Below are 19,018 nucleotides of genomic sequence, written 5' to 3' on the forward strand. Positions count from 1 at the left end.
AAAAGTTAGATGAGTATCCAACCTCAACTTAAGTTGAGGTCAAGAAGATTTAATGTTTTAGTCTTTTCTTTCTAAGGGTAATCATCATCACACCTACAATATTGAGTAGGCAGCCCACCCATTGCCACATATTGAGATGTTCATTTAAGAAGACAACGGCAAGTAAAATTGTTAGAACTGGTCCAATTGAAGCAATCATTGCAGATTGTGATGCACCAAGACGCTCAATGCTTTGTATAAGCATAACAGTGGGTAACACAGTGACTAAAAAGCCTAAGCCGACTCCATACCAAATGACGCTTGAGGGAAGCTGTAATATCAGTTGAATAGGATGAGGTGTGCTCAAAGCGTAATGCGTTAATGCACCAATACAGGCAATAGTGAGTGCTAAGCCTGTGAAATTCCAAGAACCAAATTTTTTAATTAATGGCGGAGTTAGCAGTAAATAGCCCGCAAAAGCTACCGCACTTGCAAATACGAAACTTGTTCCCAACCAGAAATTGCCCTGAATTGGTGCATTGTTATGTTCTTGAAGCATTACTAGTACCGTTCCACCATAACTAAGGAAAATGGCGAATAAACTTTTTACATCTAATTTTTGTTTGTAGAGCAGGCTTGAAGCAATCACGGTAAGTGTGGGATATAAAAATAGGATAATTCGCTCTAAAGAGGCACTAATAAACATGAGACCCATGAAATCGAGCCAGCTGGCGAAGTAGTAGCCTAATAGACCGGCAAAAATTAAAATTAGCCAATCCTTCTTTTTTATGCCCTGATTATGATGCCTATTGAACCAGCAAATTAATAGAAAGAACGGTAAAGCGCTTAACATACGTAAAGCCATCAGGACTGTACCGTCTACTAATGGAGAAAGGGCATAGGTTTGTTTAATAAAGATTGCTTTTGTGCTGAATAGAAAAGCAGAGCAAAGCGCAAAAAAAGACCCAATTTGAGACGAAGATAAAGAAATTTTCATATACAGGACTGTATAAGAGAGACTATTGTCTGAAAAAAAGAAAAATATTCCTATATTACACCTCAAGTCAAATATCGTGAATCATTAGTTCAAAATATGGGTATTTATTAAATAAATAGTGGGTGGTATTTTCAAAAAGTTCAATTAGAATCCAAATTCTGTACAAAGAATACACATGGGGGAAACATTGCGAGTTGCAATGTTTTTGACAATGAGAAATTAGCTTGAGGAACGCTCATGCAGATCGGAATCCCAACCGAAACTGTCGTCGGTGAAAATCGTGTAGCTGCTACGCCAGAGACAGTAAAGAAGTTGATTAGCGCTGGTCATAGCGTTGTGATTGAACGTGGTGCTGGTGTAAAGGCTGCGTACATTGACAGTGCTTATGAACAGGTCGGTGCAACCATTACGGATGATGCCTATACAGGTAGTCAAATTATTTTGAAAGTTCGTGCGCCACAAGGCGGGGAAATTCAAAAACTTGCAGCAAATACAGCTGTTGTAGCAATGTTTGATCCTTATCGTAATACCGAGCTAGATCAGTTTGCGAATCAGCAAGTATCTGCTTTTGCTCTGGAATTGCTTCCTCGTACGCTTTCTCGTGCACAAAACATGGATGTGTTGTCTTCTCAGGCGAACTTGGCTGGTTATAAATCAGTTTTGCTTGCAGCGGCCGAATATCAACGCATGTTCCCAATGCTTATGACTGCTGCCGGTACTGTAAAACCTGCACGTGTTGTGATTATGGGTGTTGGGGTTGCGGGTCTTCAAGCGATTGCTACTGCAAAACGTTTGGGTGCAATTGTTGAAGCAACTGACTTGCGTCCTACAGCAAAAGATCAGGTTGAGTCTTTAGGTGGTAAGTGGTTAGACGTACCAATGTCTGAAGAAGAACAGCAACGTGCAGCAGATGCAGCAAAAAATGGTTATGGCTGGATGCCAGGTGAGCAATACATCAAAGACCAAGCTGCGATTGTAGATAAAGCTGTGTCGAATGCCGATATCGTGATTACAACAGCATTGTTGCCGGGTCGTGATGCACCGCGTCTGATTAAAGCTGAAACTGTTGCCAAGATGAAACCGGGCTCTGTCATTTTAGATATGGCTGTTGAAACTGGCGGTAACGTTGAAGGCTCTAAAGTTGGCGAGACTGTGTTTACAGAAAATGGTGTGAAAATTTTGGGTATTCCAAATATTCCAGCCACTGTTGCGACAGAAGCTTCTGCATTATATGCACGTAACGTTTTTAATTTCGTAGAAACTTTATTCGACAAAGAGAAAAACTTTGCGATTAATCAAGAAGACGAAATCCAAAAAGCCCTATTGGTCACTCATGGCGGTCAAGTGCTGCTTAAGCGTGGTTAAGGAGATCTCTCATGGTTGAAACTATTACAATTTTCGTCCTTGCCATCTTCGTAGGTTATTACGTTGTTTGGGGTGTTACACCAGCTTTGCACACGCCACTTATGGCGGTAACCAATGCATTGTCATCAATTATTGTTGTTGGTGCGATGTTGCAAACAGTAGGTCTACCTGTTTTAGGTGTGGATGCTAATGTTGCATTTCAAAGTGTGAATGTGGTGAGTGTACTGGGTGCGATTGCAGTATTTTTAGCAAGCATTAATATTTTCGGTGGCTTCGCAGTAACTGCGCGCATGCTGGAAATGTTCAAGCCTAAGCAAAAGAAATAAGAGGGCTTTGACATGGAATTTATTCAAGCAAATGCAAACTGGTTGTACCTTGTAGGCGCAATCCTCTTTATCTTGACGCTTCGTGGCTTGTCTGGCCCTAAAACAGCAATTCAAGGTAACCGTTACGGTATGATCGCAATGGCGATTGCAGTTGTGACAACCTTCTTTGTTGCCAACAACCCAGTGATCTGGATGATTGGTGGTGCAATGGTGCTTGGTGCGATTGTAGGTATTGCACGTGCACGTACTGTCCCAATGACTCAAATGCCTGAAACTGTTGCACTTATGCACTCATTGGTGGGTTTGGCTGCGGTTTTAATTGCAGTTGCAGCAATTTTGCATAACAACCAGCTTACAGCATTGTTTGCTCAAAACGAGGCTGCATTAACAGCTGCTGGCGTACAACATGCGCACATGAGCAAGGTTCACCTATTTGAATTATTTGTTGGTTGTTTTGTTGGTGCAATTACCTTTACAGCATCTGTGTTTGCTTACGGTAAATTGGCTGCGAAAAAATGGGCTAAAACAATCTCTGGTGGATGGGTTAAACCTGTTCAAGCACTTATCTTTATTGCGATGTTGGCTTGTGGTTTCTACTTCTTCACAACTGGTAATATGACTGCTTTCTGGGCAATGACAGCACTTGCACTTGCATTTGGCTGGGTATGGATTGCACCGGTAGGTGGTGGTGATATGCCTGTGGTGGTATCGCTTCTTAACTCGTTCTCTGGTTGGGCAGCAGCAGGTATTGGTTTTACACTAGAAAACAACATGTTGATCGTTGCAGGTTCGCTTGTTGGTTCATCTGGTGCGATTCTGTCTTACATCATGTGTAAAGCAATGAACCGTTCAATCATCAACGTATTATTTGGTGGTGCAATGGGTGGTGCGGCAGTTCCTACAGCAGCTAAAGGTGAACAAGTTCAACGTAACTACCGTTCAGGTTCTGCTGATGATGCTGGCTTCTTAATGTCAAATGCAGATAGCGTTGTGATTGTACCAGGTTATGGTATGGCGCAAGGCCGTGCACAAAATGCTGTAAAAGAATTGTGTGAACTTTTGAAAGAACAGGGTGTAACGGTTCGCTTTGCAATCCATCCGGTTGCAGGTCGTATGCCTGGTCATATGAACGTACTACTTGCTGAAGCAGACGTAGCATATGAAGACATCTTGGAAATGGATGAGATTAACTCAGATTTCCCAGCAACTGACGTAGTACTTGTCATTGGTGCAAACGACGTTGTGAACCCTGCTGCAAAAGATGACCCAAGCTCACCGATTTATGGTATGCCGATTCTTGAGGCTCATAAAGCGCGTACAATCATGGTGATTAAGCGTTCTATGGCGACTGGTTATGCAGGCCTTGATAATGACTTGTTCTATAATGAAAAAACAATGATGATCTTTGGTGATGCTAAGAAAGTTGTTGAAGATATGACTAAAGCAATTAACGGTACAGGCCACTAAGTTGCTTTGATACAAAAAACCACCTTCGGGTGGTTTTTTGCTTTTTGAGATTTAAAGAAACTTTTCTACTAAGTCCATTGATTGTTGGTAGAGATCACGTGCCAGTTGCTGGTTTTTGGCATGTGAAGATTTCCAGTCAGGCATATGCGCACTGACATATTCGCCGTTGCGGTTGTGCCATGAGTCTCCAATCGCCATCTCTGTTATGAGCTTTGCCGGAACTGATGTTGGAACTAAACCTACTTTCATGGCTGCATAAACTGGTTTTGGTAAATCGCGATAAATATCAGAAGCAACACCACCAGGGTGTAATGCATTGTTAGTAATTGTACTACCAGTTAGTTGTTCAGCTAATGCATTACTGAACAGTAAGTTTGCAAGTTTAGATTGTCCATAATAGAACAGGGGATTATAAAAACCTTCTGCACGAAATTTATTAGGTTTAATTGAACCAACCCAGTGGGCAATAGATGCAAGGTGAATAATGCGTGCTTGAGGTGATTGTTTTAAAGCTGGAAGTAGCTTTTGAGTGAGTAAAAAATGCCCTAAATAATTAACGCCAAATTGCTGTTCAAAACCATCTGCTGTGAGCTGTTTTGTTTTTGCAAATAGCCCAGCATTATTAATGAGTACATCAAGATTGCCGTATTTATCTGCAATTTCATCAGCAGCTTTTCTGGTTAACTCAAGACTGTTTAGATCAAGAGAAACGATATCAACTTGTCCTTGGTTGAGTGAGCGTAGTTTGTTTTGTGCCTCTTGTGCTTTTTGAAGATTTCGACACGCCAAAATGACATGTTGCCCTTGTTTTACAAGTTGTTCGGCTGTGGCAAAGCCAATCCCTGTGTTGGCGCCTGTAATGAGTATCTTCACTTTTTAGTGCTCCAGTTATGCTATTTATTGATGAGACTTTAAGAGTAGTTATAGTGCTGGAATTCTGACAATTTGTCATGTCAATTTTAATGAAGGTTGATGACTAGCTCGTAAGTGCTGTTAAAGCTTTGATAGAAATGTCTGAGGCTGTAAAAGATAGTTTGTTTTAAATAAAAATTTTGGTTGGTTATATAAACAAAAAGCGGCTCAAAAGAGCCGCTTTTTTTAAAAGCAAAAATTTTATGCGACTGACTCTGGGGCAGTACGCCATAAGCTTTCTAAATCATAGAATTTGCGGGCAGTTGGTAGCATCACGTGTACTACAACAAAACCAAGATCAATCAAGATCCATTCGGCATCTCGTTCGCCTTCAACGCCAATCGGGCGGAAACCAGCTTTTCGAGCTTCTTCTGCAACATTATCAGCAAGTGCTTTGACGTGACGAGTAGAAGTACCACTCGCAATAACAATAGCATCAGCAACGTTGCTAATAGTGCTAACATCTAACTGTAGAATATCTTTTGCTTTTACATCAACTAAAGCGTCATGGACGACTTTGAGACAAGCTTGTACGTCTTTATTTGAGGTGTTCATTGCGAAATCGTGAGAATTAGACACGCTGGGCGATGGTTCTAAATTCATATAGGGTATATTTTCCTGACAATTACTCACTATCTAATATAGTGGTTTTCGCGCTAAATTTCAAACAAAACTAGTAACAGTTTATATATTTACATCATCGGAAAAATATTTCTTTTTCCATGTAAATGACTGATTTGACCCGTTTTTAGGCTTGTATTCTGCCGCAATGTAGCCTTCATAAGCGCTTTGCTTAATCCAAGAAAAAATTTGTTCATAAGGGATTTGAGCTGTGTCGGGTTCATGGCGTCCCGGACAATCTGCAAACTGAATATGGCCAATCTGGTGAATATTTTCTTGTAAACCTTCAAGTACATCTTCACCCATCATTGCCATGTGGTAACAGTCATACTGCATTTTTAGGGTAGGGTGATTGACTGCTTCGAGCATTTCTTGGGCTTGGGCAATGTTTTGTACTAAAAAGCGTGGCATATCTGTGCCATTAATCATTTCAAATACAGGTTCAATACCCTGTTCTGTAAGTAAATGACAGGCCAATTTTAAATTGCTTGCTAGTGTTTTAAGGCAAGGGAGTAGGTCTGAATCTTGAGGTTGCTTACCTGCCAGAATATTAACACGAGGTACTTTTAAGGCAGTGGCATAGCGAATAGCTAACTCTAGTGCTTCACGAAATGCTTTTTCTTGACCCGGTATACCTGCCAAACCATTTCCACCCTGCATAAGATCACCAGCAGGAACATTAATTAAGCATAAACTTAGGTTGTAACGTTCAAGTTGGTCTTGAATATCGGAAATGGAAAGTTCGTATGGGAATTGGATTTCTACATGTTCAAAGCCCTCTGCGTGGGCTAATGCAAAGCGTTCAATTAAAGAAACTTCGGTAAAAATCATGGATAAGTTAACGGCAAGACGACCCATATACAAACTCCGTTTATTATTGCTCTACTACTTGAATCATAGTAGCTAAATCTTTCTCAGCAAAGCCATTTTTTTGGTGAGTTTGTAGCTGTAATAGAGCTTTTTGTGCAACAGGGATATCTAAATTAACATTGTTAGCCAAAGTTACTGCGTTGTTAAGATCTTTAGATAATGTTTGAACTTTCCACTGAATAGGCTCGAATGTATGAGTTGCCATACGTGGTGCAAGTATTTGAAAAGGCTTTGAGTCAGCAAAACCACCTGCTAGGGCGGGAGCGAGTAATGTCGTGTCTACACCTGCACGGTCTGCTAGTGCTACAGCTTCAGCAATAAGAGCACTGTTTGCTGCCACAATCAGTTGATTGCAAATTTTAGTGGCTTGCCCCGTACCTGTATCGCCCATACGTGTTACACGTTGAGAAAGTACATTATAAACAGGACTTAAAGCTTCAATAGTTTGAGCATCTCCACCTGCAAAAATGACAAGTGTACCTTGTTCGGCACCAGCGGTTCCCCCTGAAACAGGAGAGTCAATCCATGTCACATGTTGTGATGCGGCAGCCTGAGCAAGTGCTTTTGTTGCAGCTACAGACAGGCTTGAGAAGTCTACAATAACCTGACCAGCTTTTAAGTGAGGTTGAATTTGTTCAAATACGGCTTGCACAGCTTTATCGTCAGCTAAACAAGTTAAAACTATAGGGTATTGTGCGATGTTTGAAAGATCGAGAGCGTGTGCGCTAATATCGATAAGTTCTTCACAAGCAGATGCTGTTCTGTTCCAGACAGCAACTTGAAAACCTGCTTGAATAAGACGGCTAGCCATACGGCTTCCCATAAGCCCTATGCCTAAAAAGGCAATAGGTGTATTACGATCAAAATTCATCTTCAATGCTCTTATCTATATTGGCGTGGTAAAAATTTAACTTCCGGATGTTTATCTTTTTTACGAGCAAGTTTGCTATTTTTACCAAGTAATAATTTAAGTTGCCAGATTTTTTCTAGACGTAATGATTTTTCTGGTTGATGCTCCATTGCATCTAATACGCGTTTTGCAGCAGTCAAAGCATCTGGTGAGCGTTGCAGCATTTCTGAGGCAATCGCATTTGCTTTTTCTAATGGATTTTCACTTAAGTGAGTTACAAGGCCAATATCTTTTGCATAGTTTCCGTCAAATACACGGGCAGTTAAGGTCAGCTCTTTTGCAAGATCAACACCTATCAAACCCTTAAGTGAGCGGGTAAGTCCCATATCTGGTACTAAACCCCAGCGACTTTCCATAATCGACATTTTAGTCTCTGGGTGAGCAATACGGATATCGGCAGCCAGCGCAAGTTGCATCCCCGCACCAAAACAATAACCTTCAAGTGCGGCAATCACAGGTACAGGTAAGTTCTGCCAAATTAGAAACGCTTTTTGGAAAAGGCTTTGTCCCGGCTTTACAAGTTCCCAAATCGCAAATGCAGAGTTCTTAGGATTGTTAAGGTCAGATAAATCAATACCAGCACTAAATACTTGTGCTTCACCCGTCAAAATTACACAGCGGATATCTCGATCTTTTTGTATGGCTTTAGCCGTTGAAACGAGTTCTTTAAGGAGGGCGAAACTCATGGCATTACGTTTATCTGGACGGTTTAGATAAACTGTCGCAATACCATTATTCTTTTCAATACGTAAAAGTGCCATGAAATTCCCGCTTATTTTTTTATCGATAAGCGGAGCATAACATGGCTTGAAATTGGAAACATGACAGGTCAGTCATGCCTTTTTTACAGGTTCTTGTTTAGTCTGGTATAACTAAGATTTGATGAGCCGCACTTTCAACTTCTTTAATGACAAGACCTAATTCATCGAAACGTCTCATGACTTCTTCAATGAAGCCATCGTCAGCTCTGCGGCGCTCTTTACGTAATGTAGAAACGAATTGCTCGAAGTCACCAGTGACTTGTTGAAGTTTTGGCGTACCGACATAGCGAGTTGCGCCGTAGAGGCGATGTAACACATGTTCAAGCTGAGGGAAGTCTTCCAGCTCAATGAGCTGCTGCATTTCATCTAGCTCAGTTGGAAAACTGTCTACCAACATTTTCAGTAAGTCTTGAGCAAGATCTTCTTTATTTGCAGCCAATTGTAGGCTTTGCTGCCAGTTTAATATGTCTGGGTCTAGTGCTTCGGCAACAACGTGATGATCTTTATCTAAAGCTTGCGCAGTGAAATTGTTTTTGGTCCATTGCGTTAAAATCTGAATGATTTGCTCCATTTGAATTGGTTTGGTGACATAGTCATTCATACCAACTTTAAGAAGCTTTTGCTTTTCATCAGCAAGCGCATGGGCTGTTAATGCAATAATTGGAAGCTGCATTTCGCCATCTAGCGTTGACTCTAGCGAGCGGATCGCGCGCGTAGTATCAATACCTGACATAACCGGCATTTGAATATCCATAAACACCAAATCAAATGGTTTGAGTTTTTGGTCAATGCGTTCTTGAATGATATTCAGCGCTTCTTGTCCACTTAAAGCTTTAGTAGTTTTAACATTTAGCTCACCTAACAATGCTTCTAAAACAATTAAGTTTGGTAAGTGGTCATCGACCGCTAGAATATGTAAACCCTGACCATTAAAGTCTTGTTGTTCCTCTTCAAAAATAGGTTGGTCACTTAATAATTGAATGAGGCCACTGCGGCTTAATGGTTGATAAAGTGGGCGAGCGCGATATTCGGTGAGCATGTTTGGCTCAAGTGTCATTTGATAGCCGTAAACTGCTAAGTTGCCTTGATAGCGGCTACGAATTTCTTTAAGCAGAGCCTCTGTATCGCCGCTATGATCAACAATAAGCCATGTGTTGTCTTTCTGGTCGAGGTGTTTTAGGCGGCTAAACAAGTCCAGAATCGACTGAGTTTCGATGTGTGGAACTTGGTAATTTTCAAGATAGTATCGTAAAACACTTGCCGTTGCTGGGTGTGCTAAATAAGACACGACTTGTAAGTGTTCGAAGTGAGGGTGTTCTATCTCATGTTCTTCATCTACAGCAAACTGTGCAGTAAACCAGAATGTTGAACCTTTTTCTGTTGGTGCACGCTCTTGGTTATCTTCAAAGCCAATTTGACCATGCATGAGATGAACCAGTTGTTTGGAAATCGCGAGACCTAAGCCTGTACCACCAAATTGGCGTGTAACAGATGCATCGCCTTGTGAAAACGACTCAAATAATTTTTTGCGGTCAGTACCACTTAAACCAATACCGCTATCTTGAACGCTAAAATGCAGCAAACATTGTCCAATATCGTCATGTTCCATACGTACACGAACAATAATTTCGCCATCTGGAGTGAACTTGATTGCATTTGAAATTAGGTTGGTCAAAATTTGCTTAAAGCGTAAAGCATCTCCAATGACTTCTTGAGGAATGTTGTCTGCATAATAGAATGCCATGGCAATATGCTTTTGGGCAGCCAAAGGTGACAACATATCCATGACATCGAAAATAGCTTCTTCTAAATCAAACGGTGCTGTCTCAAGCTCTAATTTACCTGCATCAATTTTTGAGAAATCTAATACATCGTTAATTAATGCTAATAAATGGGCAGAAGATTTTCGAATAGTTTGTAGATAGAGGTTTTGTTCGTTACTTAGGTTTTGTTGGCGAAGTAATAAATGAATAAAGCCATCAATACTGTTAAGCGGCGTACGAAGCTCATGACTGATATTGGCAAGGAAAACAGATTTTGCCTGATTTGATGAAATGGCTTGGTCACGTGCCTGACGGTAAGTAATATTTTGAACTTCGAGAGTATCTAATGTTCTGCGTAAGTCTTCTTCGGTTTGTTCTGTGTGTTCTTTAAGTTCTAAAAAACTAAAATGTAGTCTTTTCACTACACTTGCGATATCGCGCTGCAGTAAGCGTAATTCACCAGTACTGTTAATGACCATGTGCTGGTCTAAAGTATCTGCATTAAGTCGCTGTAGCTGCATCCGAATTTCGTACATTGGCGCAACCCAACGGCGAGAGAAGAAGTTTAGACAGAGCAAAAGTAATAATAAAGTCATTAGACTGGTAATAACTAACGCAATCAGAATGCGATAACGTGCTAATTCTAGTGGCTGATTATCCATTTCAATCACTAGCCAGACAGGGGCTTTCCCTGTGGTATTGCTGACTCGAATACCATAGATATTGTTATGGTTGTAAGAGATCGGGCCAAAAAAACTATTGTTTTGCGTAAAGTTGGGCCAGTAACGATTATCTCGGTAACCCACACTTAAGTATGTTTGACCATTACTATCAATTAAAGCAGCACGCTTTAAATCTTTTTCACTGAACATGCTTTGCATAATATTTTGTGCATGATCATATTCATCAGGTTTTAGCTCTACCAATGTGTAGAGGTTTTTGGCGATTTCATTATAACGAGCCAAAATAGCTGAGGCATGATGTAGTTGCTGTTGTTTTGCAGAGTGAGAGGTTTCAGTTAAAACCAGAAAAGCACCAACACCGGTTAAAATCATCATGGGCACAAAAATAAGAGCAATCAATTGCCCATATGCATGATTCAGACGTAAGCGTTTCGATAAGGTTTTATTGAAATTAGACATGGCTACATCGGATTGATCTCTCTGTAGGGCATATTATCACGCTTTATTTTAAAACAGACGGCATTTTATAACTGACTGGGCTTTAATCACTTTCATTAAAAAGCATAGTGAAATGGGTGCAGTACCGATCATTTTTTCATACAATAGTGCCACCCCGATTTAGGTGTTGATCATGAGTAATACACAACCTGATTTTTTAGCCGACGAATTTTTGTTAGATCACTATGTAGGTAAAACACCTTTAGTCCGTTTGCAGCGCTTGGCTTGTCATACGCAGGCAACGGTTTTAGCAAAATTGGAAGGTAATAATCCGGCAGGTTCTGTAAAAGATCGCCCTGCATATAACATGATTATGCAGGCAGAAAAGCGTGGTCAAATTAAACCGGGCGATACGTTAATTGAAGCAACTAGCGGCAATACAGGTATTGCGTTGGCTATGGTTGCGGCAATGCGCGGCTATAAAATGAAACTTATCATGCCAAATAACATGAGCCAAGAACGCAAAGATGCGATGTTAGCTTATGGCGCAGAACTGATTGAAGTGACTCCACAGCAAGGTATGGAAGGCGCACGTGATTTAGCTTTGCAAATGGAAAAAGATGGCAAGGGTCATGTTCTAAACCAATTTGGTAATCCTGATAATGTTGAAGCTCATTACCTGACGACAGGTCCTGAAATCTGGAAGCAAACTGGCGGTAAAATTACTCATTTTGTAAGCTCAATGGGTACAACCGGTACCATTATGGGTGTTTCTAAGTATTTAAAAGAACAAAATCCAGACATTCAGATTGTGGGTTTACAACCAGCTGACGGTTCAAGTATTGCGGGTATTCGCCGCTGGCCAAAAGAATATTTACCAACAATTTTTGATAGCAGTCGTGTAGACCGCATTATTGATATTCCTCAAATTGAGGCTGAAAAAACCATGCGTAAATTAGCGCGTATGGAAGGTATTAGTGCTGGTACATCTTCGGGTGGTGCGGTTTGGGCATCCATCAAGATTGCAGAAGAAAATCCGGAAGCTGTTATTGTGTGCATTATCTGTGACCGTGGCGATCGCTACTTGTCTACAGGTCTGTTCTCAGTACAGGACGATAACTCATAATTGAGAGAAAGAATGCGTTTCCCAACTTTAGTTTTTGACATTGAAACTTTAACTGATTTAAAAGCGGGAGCGCATTTATATCATCTTGATTTGCCAGATGCAGATGTTGAACAGGCACTCACAAAAATCCGTCGCCAAGAATCAGGTATGGATTTTCAGCGTTTGCCATTGCATGAAATCGTTTGTATCTCTGGTTTATGGATTGATGAATCGGGTTTTAGACTGTTTTCTTTTAGTCGAGAGCACTATTCAGAAGCTGAAATTTTACAGAAATTTCTATCTATTTTTGACAAGCGCCATCCTACTTTGGTGAGTTGGAATGGCTCACAATTTGATTTACCAGTTATTTTGTTCCGTGCCATGTATCATGGTCTTTCTGCACCGGGCTTGTTCGATCAAGGTGAGCTTGATAGCCAGAAGCGTTTTAATAATTATCAAAACCGTTATCACCACCGTCATATTGATTTAATGGATGTGATGGCAATGTTTAATGGCCGTAATTTCCAGAAACTTGATGAGGTTGCCTGTATTTTAGGTTTACCAGGTAAACGTGGTGAATCGGGGTATCATGTTCCTGAATACGTACGTACTCAGCAATGGTTAAAGTTAACCAGTTATTGTGAAGGTGATGTACTCAATACATGGTTTATTTATTTGCGTTGGTTGTTACTTAAAGGCCAAATTAATGTAGATGAACATAACCACTGGATTAGTTCGAGTATTGAATATTTACAGACTATGCCTCAACAGGCCGATTTTCTTGAAGTGTGGCAACGTACCTCAAAACACACCGATTTTACGTCCCACTATTTTAATCCTTTAGATTTTTAGGTTCATTCTTTGAAACAGCAAGCCAAATCTCGCAAAGCTCAGCAACCTGAATATATTTTTCAGGTTGAAACTCTTTCTCATGAGGGGCGAGGAATTGCGCACTATGGTTCTCATCCGGATCATCCGGCAGATAAGCATGGTAAAAAGGTATTTATCCGTTATGCGTTGCCTGGAGAAACCGTAAAGGCTCAAATTACGCATGAGGCTAAACGCCTTGAAGAAGCTGAAATGATTGAGCTTTTAGCAGAACCTTCGCCAAATCGTGTAGAGGCAGTTTGTCCTCATTATGGTATTTGTGGTGGCTGTAGCATGCAGCACATCCATCCAGATGAGCAAATTCGCTTAAAGCAAAATGTACTCCAGTCACATTTACAACACTTTGCGGGTATTCAACCTGAACAGTGGTTAGAGCCAATTCGATCTTTACAAAGTGATTATCGTCGTCGAGCGCGTATTGGTGTGCGTTATTTGCCAAAACCGGATCGTTTGATTCTAGGTTTCCGTGAGCATCATAGTAATCGTTTAACTTCTATCCATACATGTAGTGTTTTGGACAAAAAGTTATCAGATAGTCTGCCAGAATTGCGTACTTTACTCCAAAGTCTAAAGGGCAAAGCGCATATTGGTCATGTAGAATTAGCAAAAGGTGATGATGAAATTTCTTTATTGGTTCGTCATGTAGAAAAATTAAACATTTCTGATGTCAACCAATTAAGACAATTTGCGTTACACAAAGGCTGGCAATTGTATTTGCAACCTAAAGGTCCTGAAAGTCTTCGTCGTATTGATGAAGAGCAAGGTGCTATGCGGTTACATTATGCTTTAAATGCATTTGAGGTAAATTTTGCTTTTTCGCCATTGGATTTTACGCAGGTCAATGGCACAGTAAATGAACAAATGGTGCAATTGGCATGTGAATTGCTTCAATTGCAGCAGGGTGAAAGGGTACTGGATCTGTTTTGTGGATTAGGTAATTTTTCGCTTCCACTTGCACGATGTGTTGGTGCAAATGGACAAGTTGTGGGTGTGGAAGCAAGTGAAGAAATGGTGCAACGAGCAACGGATAATGCCAAGTGTAACAATCTGGTGCAAGCGAGCTTCTTTTCACAAGATTTAACAAAAGATTTTTCGCATCATTCTTGGGCAAATCAAGGATTTGATGCATTATTGATTGATCCTCCTCGTGCTGGTGCATATGAAATTATGCAGTATGTACCAAATTTTGGAGCAAAAAGAATCGTTTATGTATCATGTAATCCAGCAACACTAGCAAGGGATGCAGGTGTTTTGGCTCAACATGGGTACCAGTTAAAAAAAGCAGCGGTTATGGACATGTTTACGCACACAGAACATGTTGAATCAATTGCTTTATTTGAAAAAATTCAAGAGATAAACGATTAAAAACATGAGTTACATATCCAGGAGAATGGTATGGTCACAGTACGTGAACAGTTACCTGAACAACTAACTGAGTTGTCAGAGGAAACGACTGTAGAGCATGCCGCCGAAACACAAGTCGGTTTAGCCTCATGGTTGGATCGGGTTCGTGAAATATTAGATGGGGCAGAGCTTAAACAACTCGAAGAGGTTGCGCATTTAACCCTGCAAAAAGAGTTAGATTCAACGGTTAATCATCGTTCTAATACATTTGCTACTGGTGTTGGAATGGCTGATATTCTTGCGCATTTGCATGTAGATGAAGACACTTTATCTGCTGCAATGCTTTATCGTAGTGTTCGTGAGGACATTACTGATATAGAAGAAGTGAGGCGCAAATTTGGTGAGCAAGTCTATAACCTTGTCAAAGGCACTTTGGCAATGGGTAAGCTTTCAGAGCTCATTGAAAAAAATAAACGATTAGAAGACCATTTTAATAATAACCAGCGGGAACATTTAAGCGGCATTTATAAAATGCTGATTTCTGTGACCGAAGATGTTCGTGTTGTTTTAATTAAGTTAGCTGAGCGTACTTATTCTTTACGAGAGCTCGCAAACTCGTCACGTGAGCGTCAAGAGCGTGTCGCACGTGAAATTCTAACTATTTATTCGCCATTAGCGCACCGTTTGGGTATTGCACAGCTTAAGTGGGAACTAGAAGATTTAGCTTTCCGCTATTTGGCACCAGACCGTTATAAAGAGATTGCTTCTTTACTCAATGAAAAGCGTCTTGAGCGCGAACACTATATTCAGTTCGTGATTGATCGCTTAAAGAATGAGTTGGCGTCTTACGGCATTGAAGCTGAAATTACAGGTCGAGCAAAACACATTTATTCGATTTATCGAAAAATGAAGAGCAAAAACCTGAGTTTCGATCAGCTTTATGATATCCGTGCCTTACGTGTATTGGTCAATAGCGTACCGGAGTGTTATCACTCATTAGGTATTGTTCATCAAATTTGGCGTCATATCCCACATCAGTTCGATGACTATATTACCAACCCGAAAGCTAATGGTTATCGCTCATTACATACTGCTGTTATTGCTGAGAATAAATCTTTAGAGGTACAAATCCGTACTCATGAGATGCATGACGAAGCAGAGTTAGGTGTGTGTTCGCACTTTAACTATAAAGAAGGTTCAAAGAATACAGACCACTCTTTTAACCACCGTTTGCACTCGCTTCGTGCTGTTTTGGAACATTACCAAGAGCGTAATGAAACAACAGTACATCAAAATGAAGATGAGACAGAAGGCTTTGATCAACTTCAAGACTTTGAAGGTTTTGAAAAGATTTATGTCTTTAGCCGTGATGGTGATATTAAAGAATTACCACGTGGTTCAACTGTTTTAGACTTTGCCTATCATGTGCATACAGAGGTAGGAAATAAATGTTATGCAGCGCGTGTTAACCAGCGCTACGTGCCATTAACCTATACATTAAAAACAGGTGAGCAGGTTGAGATTTTAACCAAGAAAGATCGTGAACCAAACCGTGATTGGTTGGTGAACTCTCTAGGTTATATCAAGACATCTCGTGCACGTGACAAGCTACGTCACTGGTTTAGACAGCAAGATCGTAGTAAGAACCTTGAAGTTGGTCGTGAGTTGCTGAACAAAGAATTGTCTCGATTGGCGATTCACCCGAAGAGTATCGATCTCAACGACTACTCATCACATTTTAATGTGAAAACAGGCGATGATATTTTGGTTAATCTGGTTAGCGGCGATATAAGCCTGCATGCCTTGATTAACCAGATTAATCGTCAAATGCATCTGGATCAGGATGAGCCTGAACTGGTACTTAAGCCAACATTAAACCCACGTGCCAGCCATACTTTGTCTGCACATGGTATTTTGATTGATGGTTTAGACAACGTAGAGCTACATATTGCACAGTGTTGCCAACCAGTCCATGGCGAATCAATTGCTGGCTATATCACATTGAACCGTGGGGTAAGTATTCACAAAGTCTTGTGTTCTGATTATCAACGTATGATCAAGCAAGAGCCAGAACGTGCTGTTGAAGCGGATTGGGAGATGCAGCCAACTCGTGGTCAAAGTGTTCAAATTGTAGTTGAAGCTTATGATCGTCGTGGCTTACTCAAAGACTTAACTCAAGTGATTTTCTCTGACCAGATTAATATCCGTCAGGTGAATACAATTTCTGAGGCTGATGGTATTGCCAATATGAAGTTGCTCATTGAGGTCAAAGGTTTGGCTCAGCTTTCACGTTTGTTGGCTCGTTTAGAACAGCAACCTGGAATTATTAGCGCACGACGCATGATTCAAGGTGTTTAACTAAATTGAGAAAAAGGCCGTCAATTGACGGCCTTTTTTATAAGCTACTTTCTTGATAAGTAAATGTTAGTTAAACGATTTAAAAACTGCGGACTTATTGTTGAGAGTTGATAAAGCAGTTTGGTTTTTATACCAACTGGAGTGTGAGTCGGTGTCCAGAAATGAGCTTTTTTCTCTACAAGTGAAAGCACCTGTTGAGCAATATCATTAGGCGTTAAATCGACTCCCATGTTTTGAATAGAACCTGCATCCATATTATTGACCATTGCGGTTTGTACAAATAAAGGCATCACATCTAAAACACGAATACCGTATTTTTTCCATTCCACATCTAAACCTTCGGTAATCCCGCGAACTGCAAATTTACTGGCTGAATAAGAAACAAGGTCAGCTTGCCCGTAAATTGCAGAAGCTGAAGAGAGATTAATGACTCGTGCAAAAGAAGCTTGCTTTAAATAAGGGAGTGCAGCATGGCAACCATTGATTACACCGTTTACATTAATATTGATTGTTCTTTGGTGGGACTTGATATCGATATTTTCAAAGGATCCGGAATATAAAATCCCTGCATTATTCACCAAAATATTAAGCTCGCCAGCCCAGTCGGTAAATTCTTTTAATATAAGTTGCCACTGGCTGTAATCACTAACATCTAAATAGCCAGCGCATGCATTAGGTCCTAACTCTGTTGCTAAGCTTTGAGCAAGTGATTCGTTAATATCATAAATGCCTACTTTATATCCTTGATTGTAAAATACCTGTGCAATTTCTGCTCCAATACCTTGAGCTGCGCCACTAATCAGAATGCTGTGTTTCATCTTTTTTTCTCTTTATCGTTACAATAGGGCGAATGATTTGCCGCTTTAATTTTGATCATAGCAAATTAAGATTTTAAATTTACTGACCGACTTTTTTAACTTGAGGGTTACCATGGATAAATTGCTTAAAATTATGCAAGAGCTACGTGAAAAATGTCCGTGGGATCAACAGCAAACCCCAATGTCACTGACTAAATATGCAATTGAAGAAGCATATGAAGTCGAAGCTGCCATTCGTCAGGGCGATATTGATGAGATTCGAAATGAGTTGGGTGATTTGCTACTACAAGTTGTATTTCAATCACAAATGTTTAGTGAGCAAGGGGCATTCAATTTTCAAGATGTAGTTGAGGCAATTAGTGAAAAATTGGTAAGACGTCATCCACATGTTTTTCAAGCTGATCAATTTAATAACTTAACACCCGAACAAGTCAGTGAGTTATGGAAACAAATTAAACAACAAGAAAAGCAAGGCAAGCCACAATCGAGATTAGATGAAATTAAACATGGGCCAGCACTGTCTCAAGCACAGGAAATTCAAAAAAATGTCGCAAAAGTCGGGTTCGATTTTGAAACAGTAGAAGATGCTTATACAAAACTAGAAGAAGAACTAGATGAGTTTAAAGAAGCGCTAAAAAATCAAAATATTGATGAAATTCAAGATGAATTTGGAGATTGTCTGTTTTCATTAGTCAATGTAGGACGTAAACTTAACATTTCAAGTGAAACTTCACTTTTATCGACCATACATAAATTTAGAAGTCGTTTTGCTTTTATTGAAGAGCAAGCCATAAAACAGCAAAGAACATTAGAAGACATGACCTTGTCCGAGATGGATGAATTGTGGAACCAAGCAAAACGACAATTACATTCAGGGGAAAAACGACATGCAATACAGCATGAGACTTTGGAAAAATAAGTGTTTTATTTTAATGATGTTGTGCTTAGGGGTAATTTCACCTTCGGTTTTTGCTCAATCTTTTGACCAGAACTTTCAAGAATGGAAGGCTAAACAGCAGATGTATGACCAAAAGTTAAACGTCTCTAAGCCTTCTCATTCTTATGCTTCTAAAAATTCTCACACTCAGAGTTCTAATGACTCTACAGGGCAAATTCACTTGAATCAGGCTACTGTAAGTGAGTTTCAGCAGTTAAAAGGTGTCGGTGAGAAAAAGGCGCAAGCGATAGTAGAATATAGACAGAAGAACGGAAGTTTTAAAAATATTGACGAAATTAAAAACGTCAAAGGAATCGGACCTGCTATTTTTGAAAAAAATAAATCACGTTTAACCTTATAAAAGTTGTGTTCGTCAATTATCATTTCCTGCGCAATCTAAAGAGAATCAAATTGCCCTTTGTGTGTGTTAGAGCTATGATTAGCGACAACTTGTTATTTACGTCCTGACGTAGGAG

17 protein-coding genes are annotated in these 19,018 nt (G+C 40.1%); 9 read left to right on the top strand and 8 right to left on the bottom strand.

The window, feature by feature from the left end; genetic code table 11:
• Positions 1–49: 49 nt before the first annotated feature.
• Positions 50–976: a DMT family transporter gene (locus tag RMA95_RS03380; RefSeq protein WP_263612938.1), complete on the bottom strand. Its 927-nt coding sequence runs from the start codon at positions 974–976 to the stop codon at positions 50–52.
• A 237-nt stretch (positions 977–1,213) separates the two neighbouring features.
• Here RMA95_RS03380 and RMA95_RS03385 point away from each other — a divergent pair, with 237 nt between their 5' ends.
• Genes RMA95_RS03385 through RMA95_RS03395 form a run of 3 tightly spaced genes read left to right on the top strand, consistent with a single transcriptional unit; the run spans position 1,214 to position 4,134 of the window.
• Entirely contained in the window at positions 1,214–2,341 is a 1,128-nt protein-coding gene (locus RMA95_RS03385) for a Re/Si-specific NAD(P)(+) transhydrogenase subunit alpha (RefSeq protein WP_174735586.1), read from the top strand.
• 11 nt (positions 2,342–2,352) lie between these two features.
• On the top strand, positions 2,353–2,667 hold the full coding sequence (locus RMA95_RS03390; protein ID WP_000230434.1) for a proton-translocating transhydrogenase family protein: 315 nt from the start codon (positions 2,353–2,355) through the stop codon (positions 2,665–2,667).
• Between the two features lie 12 nt (positions 2,668–2,679).
• Positions 2,680–4,134 carry an NAD(P)(+) transhydrogenase (Re/Si-specific) subunit beta gene (locus tag RMA95_RS03395; RefSeq protein ID WP_311069586.1) on the top strand — a complete coding sequence of 485 codons (1,455 nt, stop codon included), beginning with the start codon at positions 2,680–2,682 and terminating at the stop codon, positions 4,132–4,134.
• A gap of 51 nt (positions 4,135–4,185) precedes the next feature.
• On the opposite strand, the gene RMA95_RS03400 is transcribed toward RMA95_RS03395, so the two are convergent.
• From RMA95_RS03400 to RMA95_RS03425, 6 genes are all read right to left on the bottom strand, one after another.
• On the bottom strand, positions 4,186–5,007 hold the full coding sequence (locus RMA95_RS03400) for an SDR family NAD(P)-dependent oxidoreductase (RefSeq protein WP_311069587.1): 822 nt from the start codon (positions 5,005–5,007) through the stop codon (positions 4,186–4,188).
• Positions 5,008–5,247: 240 nt separating this feature from the next.
• Entirely contained in the window at positions 5,248–5,649 is a 402-nt protein-coding gene (gene rsfS, locus RMA95_RS03405) for a ribosome silencing factor (RefSeq protein WP_019458118.1), read from the bottom strand.
• An 81-nt stretch (positions 5,650–5,730) separates the two neighbouring features.
• Positions 5,731–6,525 (bottom strand): TIM barrel protein, encoded by a 795-nt coding sequence (locus RMA95_RS03410; RefSeq protein ID WP_311069588.1) that lies wholly within the window; start codon positions 6,523–6,525, stop codon positions 5,731–5,733.
• 16 nt (positions 6,526–6,541) lie between these two features.
• Positions 6,542–7,408: an NAD(P)-dependent oxidoreductase gene (locus RMA95_RS03415; protein WP_311069589.1), complete on the bottom strand. Its 867-nt coding sequence runs from the start codon at positions 7,406–7,408 to the stop codon at positions 6,542–6,544.
• An 11-nt stretch (positions 7,409–7,419) separates the two neighbouring features.
• The gene (locus RMA95_RS03420; RefSeq protein ID WP_016803787.1) at positions 7,420–8,208 is read right to left on the bottom strand and encodes a crotonase/enoyl-CoA hydratase family protein; all 789 of its coding nucleotides are present in this window, start codon (positions 8,206–8,208) and stop codon (positions 7,420–7,422) included.
• A gap of 97 nt (positions 8,209–8,305) precedes the next feature.
• On the bottom strand, positions 8,306–11,113 hold the full coding sequence (locus tag RMA95_RS03425) for an ATP-binding protein (RefSeq protein ID WP_311069590.1): 2,808 nt from the start codon (positions 11,111–11,113) through the stop codon (positions 8,306–8,308).
• A 172-nt stretch (positions 11,114–11,285) separates the two neighbouring features.
• On the opposite strand from RMA95_RS03425, the gene cysM reads away from it, so the two are divergent.
• Genes cysM through RMA95_RS03445 form a run of 4 tightly spaced genes read left to right on the top strand, consistent with a single transcriptional unit; the run spans position 11,286 to position 16,787 of the window.
• Positions 11,286–12,218, top strand: coding sequence for a cysteine synthase CysM (cysM, locus tag RMA95_RS03430; protein WP_002054567.1), 933 nt, complete (start codon positions 11,286–11,288; stop codon positions 12,216–12,218).
• Positions 12,219–12,230: 12 nt separating this feature from the next.
• A complete protein-coding gene (locus tag RMA95_RS03435) occupies positions 12,231–13,049 on the top strand; it encodes a 3'-5' exonuclease (RefSeq protein ID WP_311069591.1) in 819 nt (272 codons plus the stop codon).
• Between the two features lie 9 nt (positions 13,050–13,058).
• Positions 13,059–14,450 carry a 23S rRNA (uracil(1939)-C(5))-methyltransferase RlmD gene (gene rlmD / locus RMA95_RS03440; RefSeq protein WP_311069593.1) on the top strand — a complete coding sequence of 464 codons (1,392 nt, stop codon included), beginning with the start codon at positions 13,059–13,061 and terminating at the stop codon, positions 14,448–14,450.
• A 30-nt stretch (positions 14,451–14,480) separates the two neighbouring features.
• Entirely contained in the window at positions 14,481–16,787 is a 2,307-nt protein-coding gene (locus tag RMA95_RS03445; protein WP_004698623.1) for a bifunctional (p)ppGpp synthetase/guanosine-3',5'-bis(diphosphate) 3'-pyrophosphohydrolase, read from the top strand.
• Between the two features lie 44 nt (positions 16,788–16,831).
• Here RMA95_RS03445 and RMA95_RS03450 read toward each other — a convergent pair whose 3' ends face one another.
• Positions 16,832–17,605 carry an SDR family oxidoreductase gene (locus RMA95_RS03450; protein ID WP_311069595.1) on the bottom strand — a complete coding sequence of 258 codons (774 nt, stop codon included), beginning with the start codon at positions 17,603–17,605 and terminating at the stop codon, positions 16,832–16,834.
• A 112-nt stretch (positions 17,606–17,717) separates the two neighbouring features.
• On the opposite strand from RMA95_RS03450, the gene mazG reads away from it, so the two are divergent.
• Both mazG and RMA95_RS03460 read left to right on the top strand, forming a co-directional pair.
• Complete coding sequence (mazG, locus tag RMA95_RS03455; protein ID WP_311069596.1) at positions 17,718–18,524, top strand: nucleoside triphosphate pyrophosphohydrolase; 807 nt, start codon at positions 17,718–17,720, stop codon at positions 18,522–18,524.
• A complete protein-coding gene (locus RMA95_RS03460; protein ID WP_311069597.1) occupies positions 18,493–18,903 on the top strand; it encodes a ComEA family DNA-binding protein in 411 nt (136 codons plus the stop codon). Before mazG ends, RMA95_RS03460 begins: the two co-directional genes overlap by 32 nt.
• Positions 18,904–19,018 lie beyond the last annotated feature (115 nt).

It is taken from the genome of Acinetobacter sp. V110_1 (assembly GCF_031798975.1).
GTDB lineage: Bacteria > Pseudomonadota > Gammaproteobacteria > Pseudomonadales > Moraxellaceae > Acinetobacter > Acinetobacter nosocomialis_A.